Annotated in this window: 20 protein-coding genes and 1 pseudogene; 14 read left to right on the plus strand and 7 right to left on the minus strand. The window is 69.8% G+C overall.

The genetic code is table 11. The features are described from left to right. The first annotated feature begins 65 nt into the window (after positions 1 to 65). Together tatC and BKN51_RS11885 are read left to right on the plus strand one after the other, a co-directional pair. A complete protein-coding gene (gene tatC, locus BKN51_RS11880; RefSeq protein WP_101607698.1) occupies positions 66 to 1,034 on the plus strand; it encodes a twin-arginine translocase subunit TatC in 969 nt (322 codons plus the stop codon). An 8-nt stretch (positions 1,035 to 1,042) separates the two neighbouring features. Then, positions 1,043 to 1,918: a diacylglycerol/lipid kinase family protein gene (locus BKN51_RS11885; protein WP_101607699.1), complete on the plus strand. Its 876-nt coding sequence runs from the start codon at positions 1,043 to 1,045 to the stop codon at positions 1,916 to 1,918. On the opposite strand, the gene BKN51_RS11890 is transcribed toward BKN51_RS11885, so the two are convergent. Next, positions 1,902 to 2,489 (minus strand): hypothetical protein, encoded by a 588-nt coding sequence (locus BKN51_RS11890; protein ID WP_101607700.1) that lies wholly within the window; start codon positions 2,487 to 2,489, stop codon positions 1,902 to 1,904. The genes BKN51_RS11885 and BKN51_RS11890 overlap by 17 nt on opposite strands. A gap of 112 nt (positions 2,490 to 2,601) precedes the next feature. On the opposite strand from BKN51_RS11890, the gene BKN51_RS11895 reads away from it, so the two are divergent. The 5 genes and pseudogenes from BKN51_RS11895 to BKN51_RS11915 all read left to right on the plus strand — a co-directional run bounded on the left by BKN51_RS11895 (position 2,602) and on the right by BKN51_RS11915 (position 9,440). Beyond that, complete coding sequence (locus BKN51_RS11895; protein WP_101607701.1) at positions 2,602 to 5,379, plus strand: DEAD/DEAH box helicase; 2,778 nt, start codon at positions 2,602 to 2,604, stop codon at positions 5,377 to 5,379. A 293-nt stretch (positions 5,380 to 5,672) separates the two neighbouring features. Continuing rightward, the gene (locus tag BKN51_RS11900) at positions 5,673 to 6,497 is read left to right on the plus strand and encodes a DUF4333 domain-containing protein (RefSeq protein ID WP_101607702.1); all 825 of its coding nucleotides are present in this window, start codon (positions 5,673 to 5,675) and stop codon (positions 6,495 to 6,497) included. A 41-nt stretch (positions 6,498 to 6,538) separates the two neighbouring features. Beyond that, a pseudogene (locus tag BKN51_RS11905) lies at positions 6,539 to 7,737 on the plus strand (GNAT family N-acetyltransferase). 33 nt (positions 7,738 to 7,770) lie between these two features. Beyond that, entirely contained in the window at positions 7,771 to 8,175 is a 405-nt protein-coding gene (locus BKN51_RS11910; protein ID WP_101607703.1) for a DUF4333 domain-containing protein, read from the plus strand. Positions 8,176 to 8,219: 44 nt separating this feature from the next. Then, positions 8,220 to 9,440: a GNAT family N-acetyltransferase gene (locus BKN51_RS11915; RefSeq protein WP_101607704.1), complete on the plus strand. Its 1,221-nt coding sequence runs from the start codon at positions 8,220 to 8,222 to the stop codon at positions 9,438 to 9,440. Here the strand turns inward: BKN51_RS11915 and BKN51_RS11920 are convergent. The 3 genes from BKN51_RS11920 to BKN51_RS11930 all read right to left on the minus strand — a co-directional run bounded on the left by BKN51_RS11920 (position 9,437) and on the right by BKN51_RS11930 (position 12,058). Continuing rightward, complete coding sequence (locus BKN51_RS11920; protein WP_101607705.1) at positions 9,437 to 10,504, minus strand: pirin family protein; 1,068 nt, start codon at positions 10,502 to 10,504, stop codon at positions 9,437 to 9,439. The two genes, BKN51_RS11915 and BKN51_RS11920, sit on opposite strands and share 4 nt — an antisense overlap. After that, positions 10,501 to 11,445, minus strand: a complete 945-nt coding sequence (locus BKN51_RS11925) for a 5'-3' exonuclease (protein ID WP_101607706.1) — start codon at positions 11,443 to 11,445, stop codon at positions 10,501 to 10,503. The genes BKN51_RS11920 and BKN51_RS11925 overlap by 4 nt, the downstream gene beginning before the upstream one ends. A 76-nt stretch (positions 11,446 to 11,521) precedes the next feature. Next, positions 11,522 to 12,058, minus strand: a complete 537-nt coding sequence (locus tag BKN51_RS11930) for an NADPH-dependent FMN reductase (protein WP_101607707.1) — start codon at positions 12,056 to 12,058, stop codon at positions 11,522 to 11,524. Between the two features lie 118 nt (positions 12,059 to 12,176). Here BKN51_RS11930 and BKN51_RS11935 point away from each other — a divergent pair, with 118 nt between their 5' ends. Genes BKN51_RS11935 through BKN51_RS11960 form a run of 6 tightly spaced genes read left to right on the plus strand, consistent with a single transcriptional unit; the run spans position 12,177 to position 16,173 of the window. Then, positions 12,177 to 12,755, plus strand: a complete 579-nt coding sequence (locus BKN51_RS11935) for an ArsR/SmtB family transcription factor (protein WP_101607708.1) — start codon at positions 12,177 to 12,179, stop codon at positions 12,753 to 12,755. Beyond that, a complete protein-coding gene (locus tag BKN51_RS11940) occupies positions 12,752 to 14,002 on the plus strand; it encodes an MFS transporter (protein ID WP_101607709.1) in 1,251 nt (416 codons plus the stop codon). The genes BKN51_RS11935 and BKN51_RS11940 overlap by 4 nt, the downstream gene beginning before the upstream one ends. A 10-nt stretch (positions 14,003 to 14,012) precedes the next feature. Next, positions 14,013 to 15,155, plus strand: a complete 1,143-nt coding sequence (locus BKN51_RS11945) for a M24 family metallopeptidase (RefSeq protein WP_101607710.1) — start codon at positions 14,013 to 14,015, stop codon at positions 15,153 to 15,155. Continuing rightward, entirely contained in the window at positions 15,152 to 15,622 is a 471-nt protein-coding gene (locus BKN51_RS11950; RefSeq protein WP_101607711.1) for an Lrp/AsnC family transcriptional regulator, read from the plus strand. The genes BKN51_RS11945 and BKN51_RS11950 overlap by 4 nt, the downstream gene beginning before the upstream one ends. A gap of 37 nt (positions 15,623 to 15,659) precedes the next feature. Continuing rightward, positions 15,660 to 15,887 carry a hypothetical protein gene (locus BKN51_RS11955; RefSeq protein WP_076166772.1) on the plus strand — a complete coding sequence of 76 codons (228 nt, stop codon included), beginning with the start codon at positions 15,660 to 15,662 and terminating at the stop codon, positions 15,885 to 15,887. Next, complete coding sequence (locus BKN51_RS11960; RefSeq protein ID WP_005150941.1) at positions 15,874 to 16,173, plus strand: hypothetical protein; 300 nt, start codon at positions 15,874 to 15,876, stop codon at positions 16,171 to 16,173. Before BKN51_RS11955 ends, BKN51_RS11960 begins: the two co-directional genes overlap by 14 nt. 7 nt (positions 16,174 to 16,180) lie before the next feature. Here the strand turns inward: BKN51_RS11960 and BKN51_RS11965 are convergent, their stop codons facing one another. Next, positions 16,181 to 17,011: a helix-turn-helix transcriptional regulator gene (locus tag BKN51_RS11965; RefSeq protein ID WP_101613182.1), complete on the minus strand. Its 831-nt coding sequence runs from the start codon at positions 17,009 to 17,011 to the stop codon at positions 16,181 to 16,183. A 116-nt stretch (positions 17,012 to 17,127) separates the two neighbouring features. On the opposite strand from BKN51_RS11965, the gene BKN51_RS11970 reads away from it, so the two are divergent. Further along, positions 17,128 to 18,189 (plus strand): aldo/keto reductase, encoded by a 1,062-nt coding sequence (locus BKN51_RS11970; RefSeq protein WP_101607712.1) that lies wholly within the window; start codon positions 17,128 to 17,130, stop codon positions 18,187 to 18,189. A gap of 30 nt (positions 18,190 to 18,219) precedes the next feature. Here the strand turns inward: BKN51_RS11970 and BKN51_RS11975 are convergent, their stop codons facing one another. Together BKN51_RS11975 and BKN51_RS11980 are read right to left on the minus strand one after the other, a co-directional pair. Beyond that, positions 18,220 to 19,293, minus strand: a complete 1,074-nt coding sequence (locus BKN51_RS11975; RefSeq protein WP_101607713.1) for a GDSL-type esterase/lipase family protein — start codon at positions 19,291 to 19,293, stop codon at positions 18,220 to 18,222. A gap of 119 nt (positions 19,294 to 19,412) precedes the next feature. Then, on the minus strand, positions 19,413 to 20,981 hold the full coding sequence (locus BKN51_RS11980) for an FAD-dependent oxidoreductase (RefSeq protein ID WP_101607714.1): 1,569 nt from the start codon (positions 20,979 to 20,981) through the stop codon (positions 19,413 to 19,415). Positions 20,982 to 21,030 lie beyond the last annotated feature (49 nt).

Raw genomic sequence — 21,030 nt, forward strand, 5'->3', positions numbered from 1 at the left:
TCGCGGATGAGCGCGCCGAAGTCACGGCGCGCTCATGGTGGACCCTGACGAGAACGGACTGTTCAGTGGCGGATTCCGCCTCCGGTGAGGAACGCCGCGGGTCGAAGCGGCGCAAGCGCAGCCGTCGCGGCAACCCCGACGGCACGATGACGCTCATCGAGCACATCTACGAGTTCCGGCGCCGCCTGGGCTTCGCGCTGCTCGCTCTCGTCGTCGGCGGAATCTTCGGCTTCATCTGGTTCCAGACGACGCTGGGCCCCGTTCCATCGCTGGGCAAGTTGCTGGTCGATCCTTACTGCGCCATTCCCGCGGACCGCCGGTTCGGCGGGACCGAAGGCGAGTGCAAGCTTCTGCAGACCGTGCCCTTCGAAGCGTTCATGACGCAGTTGAAGGTCGGTCTCGCGGGCGGCGCGGTCCTGCTTTCACCGGTGTGGCTCTATCAGATCTGGGCGTTCATCGCGCCCGGCCTCTACTCGAAGGAGCGCAAGTACGCGCTCACCTTCGTCGCCTTCGCATCGGCACTGTTCGCCGCGGGCGCCGTGCTGGCGTACCTCCTCGTCCCGCACGCTCTCGCACTGCTGATGAACTTCGGTGGAGACCAGTTCATCACCGCGCTCACCGCGGACAAGTACGTTTCGTTCATCCTGTCGCTGCTGGTGATCTTCGGCGTCAGTTTCGAACTCCCGCTGCTCGTGGTGATGCTGAACCGCGTCGGCGTCCTGAAGTACCAGATGCTGAAGAAGTGGCGCCGCGGCCTGATCATGGTCGTGTTCGTCTTCGCCGCGTTCGCCACGCCCGGCTCCGACCCGTTCTCGATGCTCGCACTGGCGGGCGCGCTGGTGGTGCTCCTGGAGCTGTCCATCCAGATCGCGCGCTTCCACGACCGCAAGCTCGACAAGGAACGCGGCACCGAGGGCTGGGACAAGCTCGACGACGACGAGGCCGCGCCGTTCGACTACACGCCGAGCAAGATCGACGACGAGCCTTCCGCCGCGACCGGCGGCAAGCGGACCAGCACCGACGACGTCACCTGATCCCGGGGATGCACGCGGCACTGGCCGTCCACCCCGCCTCCGGTAACGGAGCCGCAGGACGTTTGACGGAGTCGGTCGCGGCGCGGCTGCGGCCCGCCGTGGACCGGCTCGACGTCCTCGTCGCCAACACGGTCGAGGAATCCCGAGCGCTGATGACCGACTCGCGCGCGGCCGGGCTGGACGTCCTCGTCGTCCTCGGCGGCGACGGCGCGGCGCACCAAGGCGTCCAGTTCTGCGCGGAATCCGGCGTCGCCCTCGGTCTCGTCCCCGCCGGCACCGGCAACGACTTCGCCAGGGCGCTCGGCATCCCGGAGAACCCGCACGCGGCCGTCGATCTCGCCGCCAGGCAGATCGCGGAGGGGAAGCGACGCAGGATCGACCTCGGCCGGGCCGGTGACGCCTGGTTCGCCACCGTCCTCTGCTCCGGCTTCGACGCCCTGGTCACCGAACGCGCGAACAGACTGTCCTGGCCTCGCGGACCGCGTCGCTACGACGTCGCGATCCTGGCCGAACTCGCCGCGTTCCGGCCCCGGCCGGTCCTGCTCCGCACCGACGTCGAGACACTCGAACTCGACGCCACCATGATCGCCGTCGGCAACACCCCGTTCTACGGCGGCGGCATGCGGATCTGCCCGGGAGCGGATCCGGAGGACGGCCGGTTCGACGTCACCGTCGTGGGCAACGCGACCAGGCGGGATCTCCTCCGCATGCTGCCCGGCGTCCGCTCCGGCGAGCACATCGCGCATCCGGCGGTCCGGACTCTCAAAGCGAGCCGGATCCACCTCGCGGGCAGCGATCTGCCCGTCTACGCCGACGGCGAGCCGCTGGGCAGGCTCCCGATCGACATCTCCTGCGTCCCCGGTGCGCTCACCGTCCTGGCTTGAGCCCGGCGTAGCCGCCCGCGCGCCACACCCGGCCCCGGAACTCCGCGGCAGGCATCAGGTCGCCGCGCGGGAAGAACACGCCACCGCACCGGTGGCAGAACCACGCCTGCCGCCAGTACTCCAGCGCGTCCGGGATGCCTCGCCGGATCCGCGCGTTGCGCCGCAGCCGGAGCACGAACAGCACGGCGAACAGCGCCACCAGCGCGAACGCCCCGAACGGGAAGATCCACGCCCCGATCGCCGCCCCGACGCGGCCGCCCGCGGTCGGCGCGGGGTTCTCGGCGAGCACGTCGTTGGCGAACGAGACGAACACGAACGCGGGGATCAGCATGAGCAGGGTCAGCGTCAGGAAGCACCCGCCGCCACGGACCACGGGATACGGGTTGAGCGCCGCCGCGGTCGCGGTCACCGACACGCCGCGATGAGCCGTCGCGGTGTAGACCACGCCGTCACCGGCGGGGACGGCCGTCATCGACCCCTGCACGCGGTAGGTGGTCTGCCCGGCCTGGAACACCGCCGGCACGCTCTGCACCTGGTCGACCTGCGCGCACCGCGGACAAGCGAGCTCCATGGCGTCCCCTCTCGATCCCGAATCCGGCCCTTGGATGCGAAAGGGGTGGCCGCCGTTCCCGGGATCGTCACACCGAGTGCGAACTGTCGGTGGGGTATGGAACCCTGACGAAGTGGTCAACAGCCCTTCTCAGACCCCGGCCGAGGCGTACGCAGCCTCCCAGCGCCGCGCTCGGTATCCCCAGCTGACCCGGTTCGCCGCGGAATCGTCGTTCGAGTTCGACGACTTCCAGATCCGCGGCTGCGAGGCGCTCGAAGACGGTCACGGTGTGCTCGTCTGCGCGCCCACCGGCGCCGGGAAGACCGTGGTCGGCGAGTTCGCGGTGCACCTCGCCCTCGCCGAAGGCCGCAAATGCTTCTACACGACACCCATCAAGGCGTTGTCGAACCAGAAGTTCGCCGATCTCGTCGGGCGCTACGGCGCCGACGCCGTCGGCCTGCTGACCGGTGACACCTCGATCAACGGCAACGCGCAGGTCGTGGTCATGACCACCGAGGTCCTGCGCAACATGCTCTACGCCAAGTCGTCGACCATCGGCGAGCTCGCCTACGTGGTGATGGACGAGGTCCACTACCTCGCCGACCGGTTCCGCGGCGCGGTCTGGGAAGAGGTCATCCTCCATCTGCCGGAGCACGTCCGGGTCGTCGGCCTGTCGGCCACGGTGAGCAACGCGGAGGAGTTCGGCGAGTGGCTCGTCGAGGTCCGCGGCGACACCTCGGTCGTCGTCGACGAGCACCGTCCGGTGCCGCTGTGGCAGCACATGCTGGTCGGGAACCGGTTGATGGACCTGTTCGCGGGCCAGGAGGAACACGCGCCGGGCGCCGAACTGCGGATCAACCCCAGCCTGCTGCGCCGCACCGAAGAGGTCGGCCGCGGTTTCGCCCCGGCCGGGATGCGCGGGCCGAGGGGGCGGCGCGGGGCGCCGTCACGGATGCCGCGGTTCCGGCCGCCGTCCCGCACGGACACGGTCGAGCGGCTCGACAGCGCCGGTCTGCTCCCCGCCATTGTGTTCATCTTCTCCCGTGCCGGCTGCGACGCCGCCGTCGGCCAGTGCGTCCGGTCCGGTTTGCGGCTCAACGGTCCCGAAGAGGTCGAGAAGGTCCGCCGGATCGTCGCCGAACGCACCAAGGACCTGCCCGAAGGCGACCTAGGCGTCCTCGGCTTCTGGGAGTGGCGTGAGGCGCTCGAGCGCGGTATCGCCGGGCATCACGCCGGGCTGCTCCCGGCCTTCAAGGAGACCGTCGAGGAGCTGTTCGTCCAAGGCCTCGTGAAGGTCGTCTTCGCCACCGAGACGCTCGCGCTCGGCATCAACATGCCCGCGCGCACCGTCGTCCTGGAACGACTGGTGAAGTACAACGGCGAGGCGCACGTCGACCTGACACCGGGGGAGTACACGCAGCTCACCGGGCGCGCCGGACGGCGCGGGATCGACGTCGAAGGGCACGCCGTCGTCGCCTGGCAGCCGGGGATCGACCCGAAGCAGGTCGGCGGGCTCGCGTCGACGCGGACGTATCCGCTGCGCTCGTCGTTCCGTCCCGGCTACAACATGGCGGTGAACCTGGTCGCCCAGGTCGGCGCCGATGCGGCCCGTGACCTGCTGGAGCAGTCGTTCGCGCAGTTCCAGGCCGACCGGTCGGTGGTCGGGACGGCGCGGCGGATCGAGCGGAACAAGGAGGCCCTGCGGGGCTACACGTCCGCCATCACGGGCGATTTCGACGCGATGTTCGAGTACGTCGAGCTGCGCGCGAAGATCTCGGCCCGGGAGAAGGCGCTGTCGCGCCAGAACACCTCCGCGCGCCGCGCGGGCACGGCCGAGTCGCTGGAAAAGCTTCGCAAGGGCGACGTCATCGCCGTCCCCGCGGGCAGGCGAGCGGGGCTCGCGGTCGTCGTCGACCCGGGGCTCGATCCGATCCGCGAGCCGCGGCCCATCGTAGTCACCGAGGACCGCTGGTCCGGACCGCTCTCGGTCGCCGACTTCCCGTCGCCCGTCGAGGCGCTGGGGAACATCAAACTGCCGAAGCACATCGAGCTGCGGTCACCCAAGACCCGCCGGGACATCGCCGCGACTCTCCGGAACGCGGGAATCTCGTTGCCCGGCAGGCAAAAGCGCCGTGCCGGGGCCAATGAGGACGGTGAGCTGGCCGCGCTCCGCCGCGCGCTGCGCGCCCACCCGTGCCACGGTCTGGCCGAACGCGAGGCGAACCTGCGCTGGGTCGAGCGGTACCAGCGTCTCTCGGCGGAGACCGAGCAACTGGAACGCAAGGTCGCCGCGACCACGCACTCGCTCGCGCGTGCTTTCGACCGCATCCTGCGGCTGCTCGGCGAGCGCGGTTACCTCGGCCCCGAATCCGAGGGGAACGGCGAGGACCGCGTCACCGAACACGGCAAACAGCTCACCCGTCTCTACAGCGAGTCCGACCTGCTCGCCGCCGAATGCATCCGGCAAGACGTCTGGAAGGGCCTGGCTCCCGCCGAACTCGCGGCCGTCGTTTCGACGCTGGTCTTCGAGGCCCGCCGCGATACCGCGGGGGAGCCGCGCCTGCCCGCGGGCAAGGTGCTGGACGCCTGGCAGGCGACCACGCGCCTGTGGATGGAGCTCACCGAGGACGAGCGGCGGCACAAGCTGGACCGCACCCGCGAACCCGACGCCGGCTTCGCCTGGCCCATCTATCGCTGGGCGCGCGGCGAATCGCTGGAGAAGGTCCTCACCGCCGCCGAGGCGAACGGGCAGGAGCTGTCCGCCGGTGACTTCGTGCGGTGGTCGCGGCAGGTCATCGACCTGCTGGACCAGATCCGCGATGTCCTCGGGCGGGCCGATCCGGTGGGTGCGGCGGCTTCGGACGCGGTGAAGGCTTTGCGGCGGGGTGTCGTGGCGGCGGGCGGGGCCTGAGCCCGGGGTCCGGTTCGGTCACCCAAGCGCTATGAAAGGCCCGTTACTTGCAAAATTTGCAAGTAACGGGCCTTTCATAGCGCGCGCTGGGGCACGCCACGGTGCGCCCGGCTGCCGGGAGGTGTTGGGCTGACCGGCGGATTCGATGCCGCCACCGGTGTGAGCACGGTCGCGGCGAGTTGGCCCGACACCACCCGGGAACAGTGGGCAGGGGCGCCCACCTGTGGTTGGATCGCCCACGACGGCCATGTAGCACGGCCGGTGACGATGGCGGAACAGGCGGAGGCGAAACGATGAGCACGCCGTATGGCGGCAACGACCCGCAGCAGCAGCCCCAATGGGGGCAGCAGCCGGGCTACGGGGAACAGCCGGGCGGCGCTCAACCGCCGAGCGGTCCCCAGCAGCAGCCGCAGTGGGGTCAGCAGCCGCAGTACGACCCGTCGCAGACGCAGCAGCAACAGCCCCAGTGGGGCCAGCAGCCCGCTCCCTACGACCCGTCGCAGCAGCAGCCGGGGTATCCCCAGCAGCAGCCCGGTTACGACCCCTCCCAGACGCAGCAGCAGCCGCAGTGGGGTCAGCAGCCCCCGCAGTACGGCCAGCAGCCGGGCTACCCCCAGAGCGGTCCCCAGCAGCAGCCTGGCTATCCGCAGAGCGGTCCCCAGCAGCAGCCCGGCTATCCGCAGAGCGGCCCGCAGCAGCAGCCGCAGTACGGGCAGCCGCAGCAGCAGGGTCAGTACGAGTACGGCCAGGGCCAGTTCGCGGGCACCCAGGGCGAGGGGCAGGACAAGCCGAAGCCCAAGAAGGGTCTGTTCATCGGGATCGGCGCGCTCGTGGTGATCATCGCCGCGGTGGGCGTTCTCGGGTTCGTCACGCCGGGCTGGTTCAACACCCAGGTCTTCAACAACACGCAGATGCAGACCGACGTGCAGAAGCTGCTCACCGAGACCTACGGGATCAAGGAGATCAGCGCGGTCACCTGCCCCTCCGGCCAGGAGGTCAAGGACGGGGTGAAGTTCACCTGCACCGCCACGATCGAGGGCAAGCCGCAGGAGGTGCCGATCACCGTGAAGGGTGATACCGGCAACTACGAGGTCTCACCGCCCGCCGTCACCAAGTAAACGGCGGGCGCCGGGGGCGGTCGATCCTGCATGATCGTCCCATGAGCGACTTTTCAGTGCGGCTGTTGCGGTCCGACGAGGATCGGGCCGCGATGGACGTGTTCAGGCGTGCCTTGCACGCCAGGGAGATGACCGACGAGGAATGGTCGGCCATCTCACCGTCGATGCAACCGGACCGCGGGTTCGGCGCGTTCGACCCGGAGCTGATCGGCACCGTCCGGTCCTTCGATTCGGAAGTGACACTGCCCGGCGGCGGCACCACGCCGCTCGCCGCGGTCAGCCTCGTCGGTGTCCGCGCCGACCGGATCCGGCGTGGTGTGCTGACCGGTCTGATGCGCGCTCAGTTCGAGGATTTCGCCGCCCGCGGCGTTCCCGCGGCGATGCTGCACGCGTCCGAAGGAGCCATCTACGGCAGGTTCGGTTACGGCGTCGCCGCGCGGGGCAAGTCGATCGAGGTCGACAGGCATCGCGCGCGGCTCCGTCCCGAGGCCCCGGCCGGCGGGCAGATCTCCTTGCTGGGGCTGGAAAGTACCATCGAGAAGTGGCCGTCGCTCTTCGACGCCCTCCCGCGCACCCGGCCGGGGATGATCGCGCGGAGCCCGCATCTGTGGCCGGGCTACGAGCGGGAAGTGCGCCGGGCGACCACTCCCGTCACGACCGCAGTGCACCGAGGCGCGGACGGGGTCGACGGCTACGTCACGTACACCGTCGAGAGGGCCAGATTCGACGCCCCGTCGCTGCTGAAGATCCAGTCCTTCCACCACGCGGGCCCGGACGCGTTCGCCGGGCTGTGGCGCTACCTGCTGTCCGTGGACCTGGTCGACCGCATCACCGCCGAGAAACGGCCGCTCGACGAACCCGTCGAGTTGTTGTTCGCGGACCCGCGGCACGTGACCGTGCAGAAGACCCAGGACGAGGGCTGGCTCCGGCTGGTCGACGTCGCCACGATGCTCGGCGCCCGGACGTACCGGGGCGAACCCGTCGTCATCGAGGTCACCGATCGCTTCCTGGACCACAACTCCGGCCGGTATCGCCTGTCCGAGGACGGCGCCGTCCGCACCACCGACCCGGCGGATCTCGCCATGGACGCCGACACCTTGTCGATGCTGTACCTCGGCGGCTGGCGCGCGTCGGATCTCGCCTTCGCCGGACGGGTCCGCGCCACCGGCGAGCTCGCCTTGAACGGGCGGACCTGCTGTTCGGTACGCGAGTGAACCCCTGGTGCGGTACCTTCTTCTGACGTTGGAAGATCACATTCCGGGGGTGGAGAAGCTTGAGCAGGCGAGCCGTCGCGACGGTCGGTCTGTGCTGTGCCGCTTTCGCGGTGCTGGCGGGGTGTTCGGACACTCCGGTACCCGCGCCGGCGACGAAGACCGTCACGGTCCCGCCGTCGACGAGCGTGTCGTCGAGCGCGCCCGCCACCGGCGGTACGTCAATCGGCCCCTCCAGCGCCCCGGGCAGGGTCTTCGACCCGAGGACCATGCAGGCGGACGTGAAGAAGGTCCTCACCGAGACGTATCAGCTCCAGGGCGTCGGGGACGTGATCTGCCCGTCCAACCAGAAGGTCACGGACGGCAGCACGTTCAGCTGCACCGTCCAGGTCGGCGGGGAGGGCAAGACCGTCACGATCACCGTCACCGGTGAGGACGGCCGCTACGAGGTCGGCGCGCCCGCCTGAAAACCGGTTGGGTTCGCCGCGGCCGGACGGCAGGATCTCCGGTCATGAGCGAATTCCATGTGCGTGCCGTGGCCGAGGGCGAACAGCGGGCCTGCCTCCAAGTTCTCGAAGAGGCCTTGCACGCCAAGCCGATCTCGGACGAAGCCTGGGCCAAGATGGCCCCGAGCTGGCCCGCCGCGGGGAAGTTCGCCGCGTTCGACGACGACGGCACCCCGGTGGGGATCACCAGTTCCTTCGAGATCGAACTCACCGTCCCAGGTGGACAGAAGCTCACCACCGCGGCCGTCGACGGTGTCGGCGTCCGCGCCGACTGGACCCGCCGAGGGATCCTCACCACGATGATGGCCGTACAGCTGGAAGACCTCGCCGCGCGCGGCGTCCCGCTGGCCGCGTTGCACGCTTCGGAAGGCGTGATCTACGGCCGTTTCGGTTACGGCGCCGCCACCTTCTGCAAAGGCGTGTACGTCGAACGTCCCCGTGCCCAGGTCCGCGACGGCGTCGGGCGGGAGGGCCTGGTCAGGTTCGTCACCCCGGCCGAAGCCGTCGAACGGGTTCCCGCGCTGTACAACCGGTTCCAGGGAACGGATCCCGGGTTCGCCTCCCGGCCGGCGCAGTGGTGGCCGGGCTTCTTCGACCGGCTCGTCACCGGGAACGACGGCTACCGCGTCGCCATCCACAGTGGACCGGACGGGGACGACGGTTTCGTCGCCTACCAGACCATCGACGCGCGAGACCGGCAGGCGCCGGAACGCGGGGCGATCATCGAGGTTCGCGCACTCCAAGCCGCGACACCGCGGGCCTGGGCCGGACTGTGGCGCTTCCTGCTGTCGATCGACCTGGTCTCGGCCGTTGCCGGACGAGGCCGCCCGATGGACGAGCCAATCGCCGAACTCCTCACCGATCCGCGTGCGGTGAACACCACCGAGGTCATCGACGACCTGTGGGTGCGGCTGGTCGACGTGCTCGCGGCGCTGCGGGCGCGCACCTACGGCACCGCCGAACCCGTGGTCCTGGAAGTGTTCGACAAGCAGCTTCCGGACAACAACGGCCGCTACCTCGTCGGCCCGGACGGCGTAGAACGCACCACCGCGGAGGCGGAGCTGCGGCTGGACGTCAGCACCCTGTCGTCGCTGTACCTCGGCCACGGCCTCGTCACCGACCTGGCGCTGTCCGGCCGCGTCGAAGTGCTGGACGAGGCGGCGGCCGTCCGTGCCGACGCGCTGTTCCACACCGCCCGTGCCCCTTGGTGCGGGACCTTCTTCTAAGCCGGATTGCGACGCGGTTTGATCCGCACCTGCGGCAACGCGGGTGCGGGCAACCACGCCGTGGTGCCCTGATAGCCCTCGACGCGGCCGTAGCGGTCCGCCTGCGCCTGCCAGGCCTCGCGGTACTCGGCGATCTCCTCGTGGCTGCGGCCCACGAAGTTCCACCACATGACGAGTTCCTCGGTGAACGGGGTCCCGCCGAGGAGGAGCACCCTGGCCGGTACGTCGCCGTGGTTCGCCAGCTCCAGCCGTTCCGCGCCCGGTGCGAGGTAGGCGAGTTCCCCGGTGTCCAGCGCGGTTCCGGCGACGGTGACCGAGCCGACGTCCTGCAGGACACCGTGTTCGAAGGCAGGGTCGACGTCGAGGGACAGGGTCGCGCCGGGCTCGACGGTGAGTTCTGCACCCAGCAGGGGAGTGAACGCCGGAACCGGTGACGTGGTTCCGGCGAGGCTTCCGAGGAAGACCCGCGCGGTGGCGCCGGGCAGCCCGAGCAGCGGTGGCGCGTAGTGCCGGAAGTCCCGCGCGGTGTCGCGGTGTTCGTCCGGCAGCGCGATCCACAGCTGCACACCGTGCAGCGTCGCGGTGTCCGATGTGGACACTGTGGACACTGTGGACACTGTGGACACTGTGGACACTGTGGACACTGTGGACACTGTGGACACTGTGGACACTGTGGACACTGTGGACACTGTGGATACCTCGGAATGCGCGATGCCGTGCCCGGCGGTCATCAGGTTGAGTTCGCCCGGCCGGACCACGGCCCGCGTGCCGATGCTGTCGCGGTGCTCGATCTCGCCGCTGAACAGCCAGCTCGCGGTCTGCAACCCGGTGTGCGGATGCGGCGCGACGTCCATCCCGCCGGACTCCGACACGTCCTGTGGCCCGTAGTGGTCGGCGAAACACCACGCGCCGATCAGGGACCGCTGCCGCTGCGGCAAGGTCCGGCGGACCCGGATCGCCCGCGGCCCGCCGAGCGGCACCTCACGCGGGGTCAGCACGGTGACGCCCTCGCCCGGCCGGTCCCGGCACAGCAGTTCGGCGGGGTCGGTCTCGATGTTGCTCACGGCTTGGGGAGCGCGGCCAGCAGACGCTCCACCGAACGGCCGAGATTCCAGCGCTCCGCCAGTTCCGCGACCTTGTCCGGGTCGGCGGGCTCGGACGGGACGGTGTCCGGGCGGGACTGCTCGACCGGCGCGTCGGCCGCGACCCGGACGACGGTCGGTGCCACCGCGAGGTAGTCGGCGGCGTCGGTCAGGCGCAGCCGCGTCTTGAGCGGCACGCGCGAATCGCCCGCGTTGGACGCCTCGATCAGCTCCTGCAGGGAACCGAACTGGGTGATCAGCTTCGCCGCGGTCTTCTCGCCGATCCCGGCCACGCCGGGCAGCCCGTCCGACGGATCTCCCCGGAGCGCGGCCATGTCGGCGTAACCGGGGCCGGCGTTCGCGGCCGGGATGCCGTACTTCTCGGCGAGTTCGTCCGGGCCGAGGATCTCGGCCTTGTTCCAGCCTTTGCCGACGTAGATGACCACCGTGGGCGTCGGCTCGTGGCGCACCAGCTGGAACAGGTCGCGGTCACCGGTGATGACCTCGACCGGCGACTTCTTTTCGCGGATCGCGAGCGCGCCGATGACGTCGTCGGCCTCGTACCCGGCCGCTTCGGCCGTCGCGAGCCCGAAGGCCTCCAGCAATTCCAGGATGATCGGAACCTGCGGCGTGAGCGTGTCCGGGACTTCTTCGACGTCGCCGCCCTCCGGGACCTCTTCGGCCACGCGGTGCGCCTTGTAGCTCGGCAGCAGATCGGTGCGGAACTTCGGCCGCCAGTCCGCGTCCAGGCAGGCGACGAGCCGGGAGGGCCGCCGGTCGACGAGGATCCGCGCGACGGTGTCGGTGAACCCGCGTACGGCGTTGACCGGCGTCCCGTCCGGGGCGGTCATCGACTCGGGCAGTGCGTAGAACGAGCGGAAGTAGAGGCTCGCGGAATCAAGGAGGGCAAGAGGTCCGGTCACGCGGACAGCCTGCCATGTTCCGGCCCGAATGTCCGTGAAGGACCCGACCCCCAGCCGGGTCCTCCACGGACACCGGTCAGGCGGCGTAGGGCCGGGCCTGCCGCGCGGTCCGCAGCGCGGTGGCCCACCAGTTCAGCTGGTTCAGCAGCGTGGTCGCCGCGAGATCGGCTCCGTCGGCGTCCAGGTGCCCGCCGTCGGGCCCGAAGTTGTTCCAGGCGTAGGGGAAGCTCACGGTTTCCCGGATCGTCATGGCGTGGAGTTCGGCGAAGACCGGGCGCAGGTGCTCGACCGCGCGCAGGCCGCCGGAGATCCCGCCATAGGAGACGAAGCCGACCGGCTTTCCGTGCCATTCGGGGCCGGTGGCGTCGAGCGCGCTCTTGAACGGGCCGGGATAGCTGTGGTTGTACTCGGGGACGATCACGACGACGGCGTCCGCGGTGGCGACACCGGAGGAGAGGCCTTCGGGGGTTTCGGCGAGGTCGATGACGGTCAGGGCCAGGTCGTCGCGCTGTTTGGCGCGATCGAGGAACCAGTTCGCGACCACGGGAGCGAAGCGGCCTTCGCGGACGCTGCTGATCACGACGGCGAGCTGATAGGGCGAGTTCGTTGTCATGCCAAGACCGTAAAACCTCAACTTAGGTTGAGGTCAAACTCCAGAATCGGCTTGTGGTGGGAAGTCAACCGCAGAGAACTCTTTGCAAAGAATTCTCTGCGGTTATAGGCTGCGAGCCATGGGGAAGAGCGAGAGGTATCTCGCGCGGATCGATGGCCGCCTTCTGCGAGCGTTGTCGCATCCGCTGCGGGTCAGGATCTTGGAGTTGCTGCGCGAGGACGGTCCGGCCACGGCGTCGGGACTGGCGAAGCGGGTGGGGGAGAGTTCCGGGACCACGAGCTGGCATCTGCGTCAGCTGGCCGAATGCGGCTTGATCACGGACGACGCCGAACGCGGCAGCAGGCGTGACCGGTGGTGGAAGGCGGTGCACGAAGGCGATCGGATGCACGCCGCGGACTTCATCGACGACCCGGACCTCGCCGGCCCCTTCAACGCGTACGCCCACACGATGATCGAGCGGCGCCACGCCGCCGAAGCGCAGTTCGTCGCCGAGGTGCGGGACTGGGCCGACGAGTGGATCGACAAGGTCAGCTTCCACGACTCGCCGCTGTCGCTGACTCCCGACGAGGCCGCCGCGCTGAGCGACGAGATCCTCGAGGTGATCGGCCGCTATCGCCGTCCGGAGAAGGACGGCGACACCCAGGTCCGCGTGCACTGGGCGGCCTTCCCGAGACGATCGCGGCCGGAACACCCATGAGCAGGCTGCCACTGGGGGCCCTGGTCGTGGCTTCGGGGATCTCCTCGGCCGGGGTGATGATGACACTGCTCGCGATTCCCTGGTTCGTCCTGCAGAGCACGGGCAGCGGCACCAAGACCGGTCTCGTCACCGCGGCCGAGGTGCTGGGCCTGATGGTGGCCGCGTTGCTGGGCGGGCCGATCGTCGACCGGGTCGGCACGCGCCGGGCGAGTGTCGGCGCCGACCTGCTGACCACCGTCACGGTGCTGCTGATCCCGCTCGCCATGAACACCACGGGACTCGGCCTGCCGGGTCTGATCGCGCTGTCGTTCGTGATGGGCGTGTCCCGCGGTCCCGCCGACACGGCGAAGCAGGTACTGCTCGCGGGAGTCGCCGAAGCGGGCGGGATCCGCACGAGCCGCGCCGCGAGCGCCGTCGAAGCGGCGATGCGCACCGGCCGGATGGTCGGCGGCCCCGCCGCCGGCGGGTTGATCGCGCTGATCGGGCCCATCCCGGTGCTGTTCGTCGACGCCGGCGCGCTCCTGCTGTCCGCCGCGCTGGTGTTCGCCCTGATCCCCGCCGCGGCCGGTCCGCCGAGACCGCCGTCGGGCGGCTACCTCAAGGAACTGCGCGAAGGGCTCGGGTACGTCAAACGCGACGCCGTCCTGCGCGCGATCGTCGGCATGCTGATGCTCACCAACAGCCTCGACTTCGGCCTGCTCGGCGTCCTGTACCCGGCATACGGCGACCGAGTCCTGCACAGCACCGCGCTCATCGGCGCGATGATCACCTCCGTCGCGGCGGGCGCACTGGTCGGTTCGGCGCTCTACGGCTGGATCGGGCACCGGTTCTCGCGCCGCTCGGCGATCCTGGTCGCCGTCGCCATCGAAGGCGCGCCGAGGTTCGCCCTGCTCGCGCTGGAACCGGCGCCGGTCGTGCTGCTCGCCGGGCTGGCGATCGCCGGAATCGGGGCGGGCGCGCTCAACCCGATCCTGCTCCCGGTGGTCTACGAACGAGTTCCGGAGGGCGTCCGGGGCCGCGTGCTCAGCCTTCTCGTCGGCGGGGTGCTCGCCGCGATGCCGCTCGGCTCGATGGCGGCCGGGCTGCTGCTGGACGGCGTGGGGCTCGTCGGCGCGCTCGCCGTGTTCGGCGGCCTGTACCTGATCGCCGGAACCTTCCCGGCGATCTTCCGGGTTTGGCGCGGGCTCGACGATCCCGCCCCGATCGGGAGTGACCGGCTGGTGAACCAAGGGGTGCGGACCGACTAGGCTCGGCGTCATGTCGCGCCGTTCCCTTCACAACCCCGCCCCCGACACCGCCAGCCTCCGCGCCCGCCTCGACAGGGCCCGTGCCGCCGCGGCCGCCGCGGACACCGACGCCCTGCTGATCGCGCCCGGCTCGGACCTGCGCTACCTGATCGGCCAGGCCGGGGGCTCCTTCGAACGGCTGACCACGCTGGTGATCCCGGCCGACGGCGTCCCGGCGCTGGTGCTGCCGAAGCTGGAAGCTCCCGGCTACGCCGACGTCCCCGCGGACGAACTCGGCATCGAGGTCGTCACCTGGGTCGACGGGGACAACGCCTACGAACTGGTCGCCGACAGGCTGGGCAAGCCCGGCCGGGTCGCGGTCAGCGACTTCACCCCGGCCCTGCACGTGCTCGCCTTCCGCGGCGCTCTCGGCGACGCCGACCAGACGCTGGCCGGGCCGATCGTGCGCGAACTGCGGATGCGCAAGGACGCGGCCGAGATCCAGGCGCTGCGCGACGCGGGCGCCGCCATCGACCGCGTCCACGCGCGGGTCCACGAGTGGCTGCGGCCGGGCCGTACCGAGGCCGAGGTCGGCGCGGACATCACCGCCGCGATCGTCGAAGAGGGCCACACCCACGCCGACTTCGTGATCGTCGGCTCGGGCCCGAACGGCGCCAGCCCGCACCACGACGTCTCCGAGCGGGTCATCGAGCGCGGCGACGTCGTCGTGGTCGACATCGGCGGCCCGATCGCCGAGGGCTACAACTCCGACTCCACGCGCACGTACGCGGTCGGCGAGCCGCGCGACGCCGACGTCGCCGAGACGTACGCCGTCCTGCAGCGGGCCCAGCGCGCCGCGGTCGAGGCCGTCCGCCCCGGCGTGACCGCCGAGCAGATCGACGCCGCCGCGCGCGACATCATCGACGGCGCGGGATACGGCGAGTTCTTCATCCACCGCACCGGTCACGGCATCGGCCTCGACGTGCACGAGGAGCCCTACATCATCAAGGGCAACGCGCTGCCGCTCGAGCCGGGCATGGCCTTCAGCGTCGAGCCCGGCATCTACCAGCCGGGCCGCTGGGGCGCCCGCATCGAGGACATCGTCGTGGTCACCGAGGACGGTGTCGAGTCGGTCAACCAGCGGCCGCACGACCTGATCGTGCTCGACGCATGACCGGTTCTCTGGAGCCGCTGGACCAGGCCATCGTCGGCGAACTGGCCGCGGACGGGCGGCGCAGTTTCACCGACCTCGCCGAGCGGGTCGGACTCTCGGTGTCGGCGGTGCACCAGCGGGTGCGGCGACTGGAGCAGCGTGGCGTGATCCTCGGGTACACCGCGCGTCTCGACGGCGAGCAGATCGGCCTCCCGCTCACCGCGCTGATCTCGCTGACGCCGAACGATCCGGCCGCGCCGGACGACTATCCGCAGCGTCTCGAGCACATCAAGGAGATCGAGTCCTGCTACTCGGTCGCCGGGGACGAGTCGTACATCCTCCTGGTCCGGGTGGCTTCGCCGCTCGGCCTGGAGGACCTGCTCCGCCGCATCCGCGAGTCCGCCAAGGTCTCGACCCGGACCACGGTGGTGCTGTCGACTCCGTTCGAGGGACGCTCACCGACGCTCTCATCAGGTCTTTCTCACTGACCGGGTGGGCTTGCGCGGCGCTGGTACGATAAAAGGTATGGCAACACGTAAGGTCACACTCTCACTCGACAGTGGTGCGCTCGAGTTCGCCGAGCGGGCGGCCAAAGCGCACGGGATCTCGGTCTCGTCGTGGTTGTCCAAGGCAGCCCGCAGGGAAGCCGTCCGCACCGGGTACACCCCGCAGCGAGCTCCGGTCGCACCGTCCGCCGAATCGGACGAGGCCGAGCTGACAGCCGCGGAGAAGGATCTGCGTGCACAGGGGTGAAGTCTGGACGTACCACCCCCCGACCGAACCGGCACGGCAGCGCACCGTCGTGCTGCTGTCCTCGGACGGGGTGAACGAATCCGAGCGGCCGTGGCTGCTCGGCACCGAACTGCTCGACCGCGACCCGCAGGACATCCTCGGGGTCGCCGTCGACGCGCGCTACTGGGTCTCCACGCTGAACCTCACGCGCCTGTACCGGCCGTGGTTCGACGAGAAGATCGCGGAGATCGACCAGGAGGTCCAGGAGCGCATCGACATCGCCTTGCGCGCGGCACTGGATCTCTAGCGCCGGATCACCGTGGGCTCAACCGGTCCAGCGCCGACTGGCTCTCCTCGTCCGCGGCGCGGTAGATCACCAGCAGCTGGTCCGTGTCTTGGAGTGGCGTAAGCGTTTCGAAATCCACCGCGATCGTGCCGACGTCAGGATGCCGCAGCACCTTGCGTCCGCGGCCCTTGACCTTGACGTCCCGCTCGGCCCACCAGTGCGCGAATTCCTCGTCGCCCGCGGTGAATTCGGCGATGAGGTCGGTCAACGCCCGATCCTCCGGATGCGCGGCCCACGCGGCGCGCAGGTGGGCGACGGCCTCCCGCACGACCCGTTCGCGGTCGGCGTAGAACTCACGCGTTCCCGGATGCATCAGGCACAGCCACATCGAATTGCGCTGTGGCGGTGGCAGGGTGTCGAAATCCAGGAGCAGCCGCGCGATCTCACCGTTCCAGGCCAGGATGTCGTAGCGGTGGTTCAGCAGCATGGCGGGCAGTGGCGACAGGTCGGCGACCAGCCGTGCCAGGGGCGCCGCCGCGGTGGTGGCGAGCTTGTCGGCGGTGCGGGGGCGCTGCTGGGCCAGGTCGAAAAGGTAGGCGCGTTCGTCAGGGGCCAGGCGCAAAGCGCCCGCCAGCGCCTCCACTACGTCCGCCGAGGGCCGCAGCCCGCGGGCCTGTTCCAGCCGGACGATGTAGTCGATGCTGACACCGGCCAGTTCGGCGACCTCCTCGCGGCGTAACCCCGGGGTCCGCCTGGACCGGCGTCGCGGCAGGCCGAAAGCGTCCGGGTCCAGGCGCTCGCGCCGGGTCCGCAGGAACGCGGCGAGTTCCTGTGTCGTGTCCACGGTGCGGGTCATGATCTTCGAATCTACAGCAGGGTAGGACTGCCGTTCCCAGGAAGTTCTTTCCCTTATCCCCGGCTCGCGGTGGTCGCAGACTCGCTTTCGACAACCGATCACGAGCACAGGAGGACACGATGTCGCTCACCCTCGACACGTACCGGCTGCTGGGCCGGTCCGGGCTGCGGGTATCCCCGCTGGCGCTGGGCGCGGCGACCTTCGGCACCGAGTGGGGCTGGGGCGCCGGGCAGGACGACGCGCGCAAGCTGTTCGACCTCTACGTCGAGCGCGGCGGCAACTTCATCGACACCGCGAACACCTACACCAACGGCAGCTCGGAGCGACTGCTGGGCGAATTCACCCGCGAGAACCGCGAGAGCCTGGTGCTGGCAACGAAATACTCGACGCTGAGCCGGCCGGGCGATCCGAATTCCGGGGGCAGTCACCGCAAGACCTTGTTCGCGTCGGTGGAAACCAGTCTGCGACGGCTGAACACGGACTACCTCGATCTGCTCTACCTGCACGTATGGGATTTCACGACGTCGGTCGACGAGGTTCTGCGCGGGATGGACGACCTGGTCCGCCAGGGCAAGGTCCTGTACGTGGCGATGTCCAACGTCCCGGCCTGGCAGGTGTCGCGTATGCAGGCGATCGCCGACCTGCGCGGCTGGTCGCCGCTGATCGCGCTGCAGGTCGAATACAACCTGATCCAGCGCACCGCGGAACGGGACCTGATCCCCATGGCACGCGAGCTGGGACTGGGAGTGATCCCGTATTCACCGCTGGCAGGCGGGGTGCTCGCCGGCAAGTACAGCCGTGACGACCTGAACGCGGCGGAGGTCGACGCCGACGGCACCCGCAAGGGCTTCAACATCGCCAACGGCGACGTCACCGAACGCAACCTCGCGATCGCGGACATCCTGAAGGAGGTCGCCACGGAGATGGGCCGCCCACCCGGCCAGGTCGGACTGGCCTGGACGCTGCAGAACCCGGGCGTGACGGCACCGATCGTCGGCGCGCGCACCCCCGCGCAGCTGGAGGACAACCTCGGGGCGCTGGAGGTCGACTTCACCGCCGCCCAGCTGGCCCGCCTCGAACAGGCCAGCGCGATCGAACTCGGCTACCCACACGACCTGCTCGCCAGCGACAGGGGCCGCGCTTTCAACAGCGGCGACCTGTCGATCGAGACCCGCCGCTGATACCCGACCGAGCGCCGAGGAGCAGTGCAGCTAGCGGGCGATGACCTCGGGGGCCGCGTGCAGCTTGCCGTCGGCCCCCGAGAGACACGACGCGTTCCCGCCGCGGGCGGCGAGGAACTCGTTGAGGCAGTTCGCGATCTGTGCGTGCCCGTTCGCGTTGGGGTGGAACGACTCCTGCAGGGCGTGGCTCGCGCGGTCGACCTGGCCGAGGTCGCGCAGCTGCAGGGTCAGCCTGCTGAACCACTCGTTCGCCGGGTCGCTGCTGCACGCCTCGCGCCCGGCGCCGGCCCGGGAAAGGTCGAGGAATCGTGAACTGGTCGCCCTCGACGCCTGCTTGAGCCCGTCGGAGAGGACGGAAACGCCGTCGCGGCGCATCCACTCCAGATCCTCGGTGCGGAACGGGCAACCGTTGAGGCTGCGCAGTGCCTCCGGGATCTGCGGGCCGACGGGCGAGGCGTACGACATCAGCACGAGCTGGTAGTCCGCCGGAACGTAACCGGCCTGCGCCAGCACCTTCTTGACGTCCGCGACGGCGTTGGTCACCTTCGGCACCATGGCGTCCACTTTGGACTTCCAGGTGGCGCGAAGCGCCTCGCTGCACGGCGGGCTCTGCGGAGAGAACCACGCCTTGAAGCATTCGCTGACCTGAGCGGAGAACTTCGGCTCGTCGTTCGCGCCGACCGCGATCACCACCGCGGCGACCCGGTGGTCCTTGATCAGCTGCGCGAGCTGCTGAGCCTGTGACGGTTCGGTCCACTGCTTGGCCTCGCCGAGGGCGATCTGCTCGGAAGGCGCCCCCGAACACGCGAGGTTCACCCGCGCGGTGACTTCCGGGATCTTGATCTGCTCGACGAAGGCGTTGGGGGAGCGGTGGCACCAGTTGCCGCCCTGCCCGTTGGTCGTCGGCGTGTAGTTGCCCGCGCCTTCACCGGAAACGGTGCTGTCGCCGATGGAGACGACCGTCAGCGGCCCCGTTCCCGGCGGGCCTTGGCGCGGGGACGGCTGCCCCGGGCGGCTTTCCGACCCGGTAAAGGCAATGAACCCGACGAGAACCACCACGAACGTGAGCGCGAGAGCACCCCACCACCACCGGAAACGTCGCATCGTCACCGGATTCTACGGACACCTTGCCCGACAGGGTGATCATGGCGGTGTGACGTTGCTGATCCGGCCGGACGAGGGCGATGGAGCGAGGCTCCGCCGCCCTCGGGAACCACGGGTGGTCAGACGCCGGCCCAGCGCTCGATCGCGGTGTCGAGCAGCTTCCTCGCGTTGTCGTCGGAGACGTTGTCCGCCCACGCGATGATCCCGTCCGGACGCACGAACAGGCTCGGCTGCGAAGCATCGGGATCCGCCACGTAGGCGACCAGGTGCTCCAGGCCGCGGACCGCTTCCGCGTACCGGCTCTCGGCGGACCGGTCGACGAGAACGAAACGGCCGTCGTGGGCGTGGTCCGCGAGACGGCCTCCGGTGCTCAGCTCGGCGTCCCCCGTGATGGAGCCGACCGGGTGCTCGCCGTCCTCGGCTACGTCGTACCGCTGCAGGATCCCGGAGGACAGCGTGATCATGTGGTTCGTCGCGCCCGGAACGGTGAACAGGTCGTCGTCGATCACCTTCCGCAACTGTGCGGTGCGTTCGTCGCCACGCATGAGGGCGACCTGCGCCCTCGTCCAGTCCAGCACCCACGCGCCGATCGGATGCCGTTCGGAGTGGTAGGTGTCGAGCAGTCCCGCCGGAGCCGTGCCCAGAATGGTCGCGGCGAGTTTCCAGCCGAGGTTGACCGCGTCGCCGAGGCCGAGGTTGAGACCCTGCGCGCTGAACGGGGAATGCACGTGGGCGGCGTCGCCCGCGAGGAACACCCGGCCGCGACGGTAGGTCTGTGCCTGACGGGCGTTGTCCGACCATCGGGTCGCCCGGCCGTGCAAACCGGTGATCGTCACGGGGACCCCGCTGACCTCCCGCACCGCGCTCTGCAGTTCCCCGACGGTCACGGGCGCGTCGCGATCTTCCGGCTGCGGTGCGAACCGGGCGACGAGGATGCGTCCGGGCACCGGGCCGTAGGTGTAGATGCCGCGAGGGGTCCAATTCCAGCCGCGGCGCAACTCGCCCGGGTCGTCGAAATCGGCGATCGCCTGATATCCGACGAGTTCCGGGTCGGTGCCCGCGAAATCGACGCCGAGCGTCCTGCGGATGATGCTCCGGCCGCCGTCGGCCGCCACGACCCATCCGGCCGTGAGGTCACCGGCACTGGTCTCGACGACGACGTCGGCATCGTCGTCGAGACCCGTGCCCGTGCCACGCAGCCCCCGCACCTCGACGCCGCGGCGGATTTCGACGCCGAGCCGGGCGCAATGTGCCCCGAGAAGCAGTTCGAGATCGTGCTGCGGCACCCAGATGCCGTTGGCCACGGCGGTGTGCGCGGCCAGCACCGGATCGTCCTGGTCGACGAGGTCGTGCCGGAACATGAGCCCCGCGAAATGGCCGATGACCGCGAACCGGCGGGATTTCTCGTTGGCCGCGTCCTCGAGCGCGCGCACGGTCCGGTTCATCCGTCCGGTGGTGAAGGCGCCGGAGGCGGCGAGGCGGCCGCGTTGCACCTCTTCCGCGGCGGGAAGCAGCCCGCGCCGGTCGAGGATTTCCGCGCTGGCGACGTTGATCGAACCGGACTTGATCGTCTGATCGGGCTCTTCGAGCCGCTCCAGCACGGTCACCCGCACTCCCCGCAAGGCCAGCTCGCTCGCGAGGAAGAGGCCGGTGGGCCCCGCTCCGACGACGATCACATCGTTCCGCATGACAGCTCTCCAAGGCTTACTCGGTAAGTTTACTTGGTAAGCTTAACGA

This window comes from Amycolatopsis sp. BJA-103, from assembly GCF_002849735.1.
In the GTDB taxonomy this organism is placed as follows: domain Bacteria; phylum Actinomycetota; class Actinomycetes; order Mycobacteriales; family Pseudonocardiaceae; genus Amycolatopsis.

Excerpts from the sequence above, each read along its gene's own strand:
- BKN51_RS11930 (WP_101607707.1), bottom strand. The coding sequence starts at position 12,058 with ATGACAACGAACTCGCCCTATCAGCTCGCCGTCGTGATCAGCAGCGTC.
- BKN51_RS11900 (WP_101607702.1), top strand. The coding sequence starts at position 5,673 with ATGAGCACGCCGTATGGCGGCAACGACCCGCAGCAGCAGCCCCAATGG.
- BKN51_RS11945 (WP_101607710.1), top strand. The coding sequence starts at position 14,013 with ATGTCGCGCCGTTCCCTTCACAACCCCGCCCCCGACACCGCCAGCCTC.
- BKN51_RS11975 (WP_101607713.1), bottom strand. The coding sequence starts at position 19,293 with ATGCGACGTTTCCGGTGGTGGTGGGGTGCTCTCGCGCTCACGTTCGTG.
- BKN51_RS11935 (WP_101607708.1), top strand. The coding sequence starts at position 12,177 with ATGGGGAAGAGCGAGAGGTATCTCGCGCGGATCGATGGCCGCCTTCTG.
- BKN51_RS11950 (WP_101607711.1), top strand. The coding sequence starts at position 15,152 with ATGACCGGTTCTCTGGAGCCGCTGGACCAGGCCATCGTCGGCGAACTG.
- BKN51_RS11955 (WP_076166772.1), top strand. The coding sequence starts at position 15,660 with ATGGCAACACGTAAGGTCACACTCTCACTCGACAGTGGTGCGCTCGAG.
- BKN51_RS11885 (WP_101607699.1), top strand. The coding sequence starts at position 1,043 with ATGCACGCGGCACTGGCCGTCCACCCCGCCTCCGGTAACGGAGCCGCA.
- BKN51_RS11970 (WP_101607712.1), top strand. The coding sequence starts at position 17,128 with ATGTCGCTCACCCTCGACACGTACCGGCTGCTGGGCCGGTCCGGGCTG.
- BKN51_RS11980 (WP_101607714.1), bottom strand. The coding sequence starts at position 20,981 with ATGCGGAACGATGTGATCGTCGTCGGAGCGGGGCCCACCGGCCTCTTC.
- BKN51_RS11940 (WP_101607709.1), top strand. The coding sequence starts at position 12,752 with ATGAGCAGGCTGCCACTGGGGGCCCTGGTCGTGGCTTCGGGGATCTCC.
- BKN51_RS11890 (WP_101607700.1), bottom strand. The coding sequence starts at position 2,489 with ATGGAGCTCGCTTGTCCGCGGTGCGCGCAGGTCGACCAGGTGCAGAGC.
- BKN51_RS11915 (WP_101607704.1), top strand. The coding sequence starts at position 8,220 with ATGAGCGAATTCCATGTGCGTGCCGTGGCCGAGGGCGAACAGCGGGCC.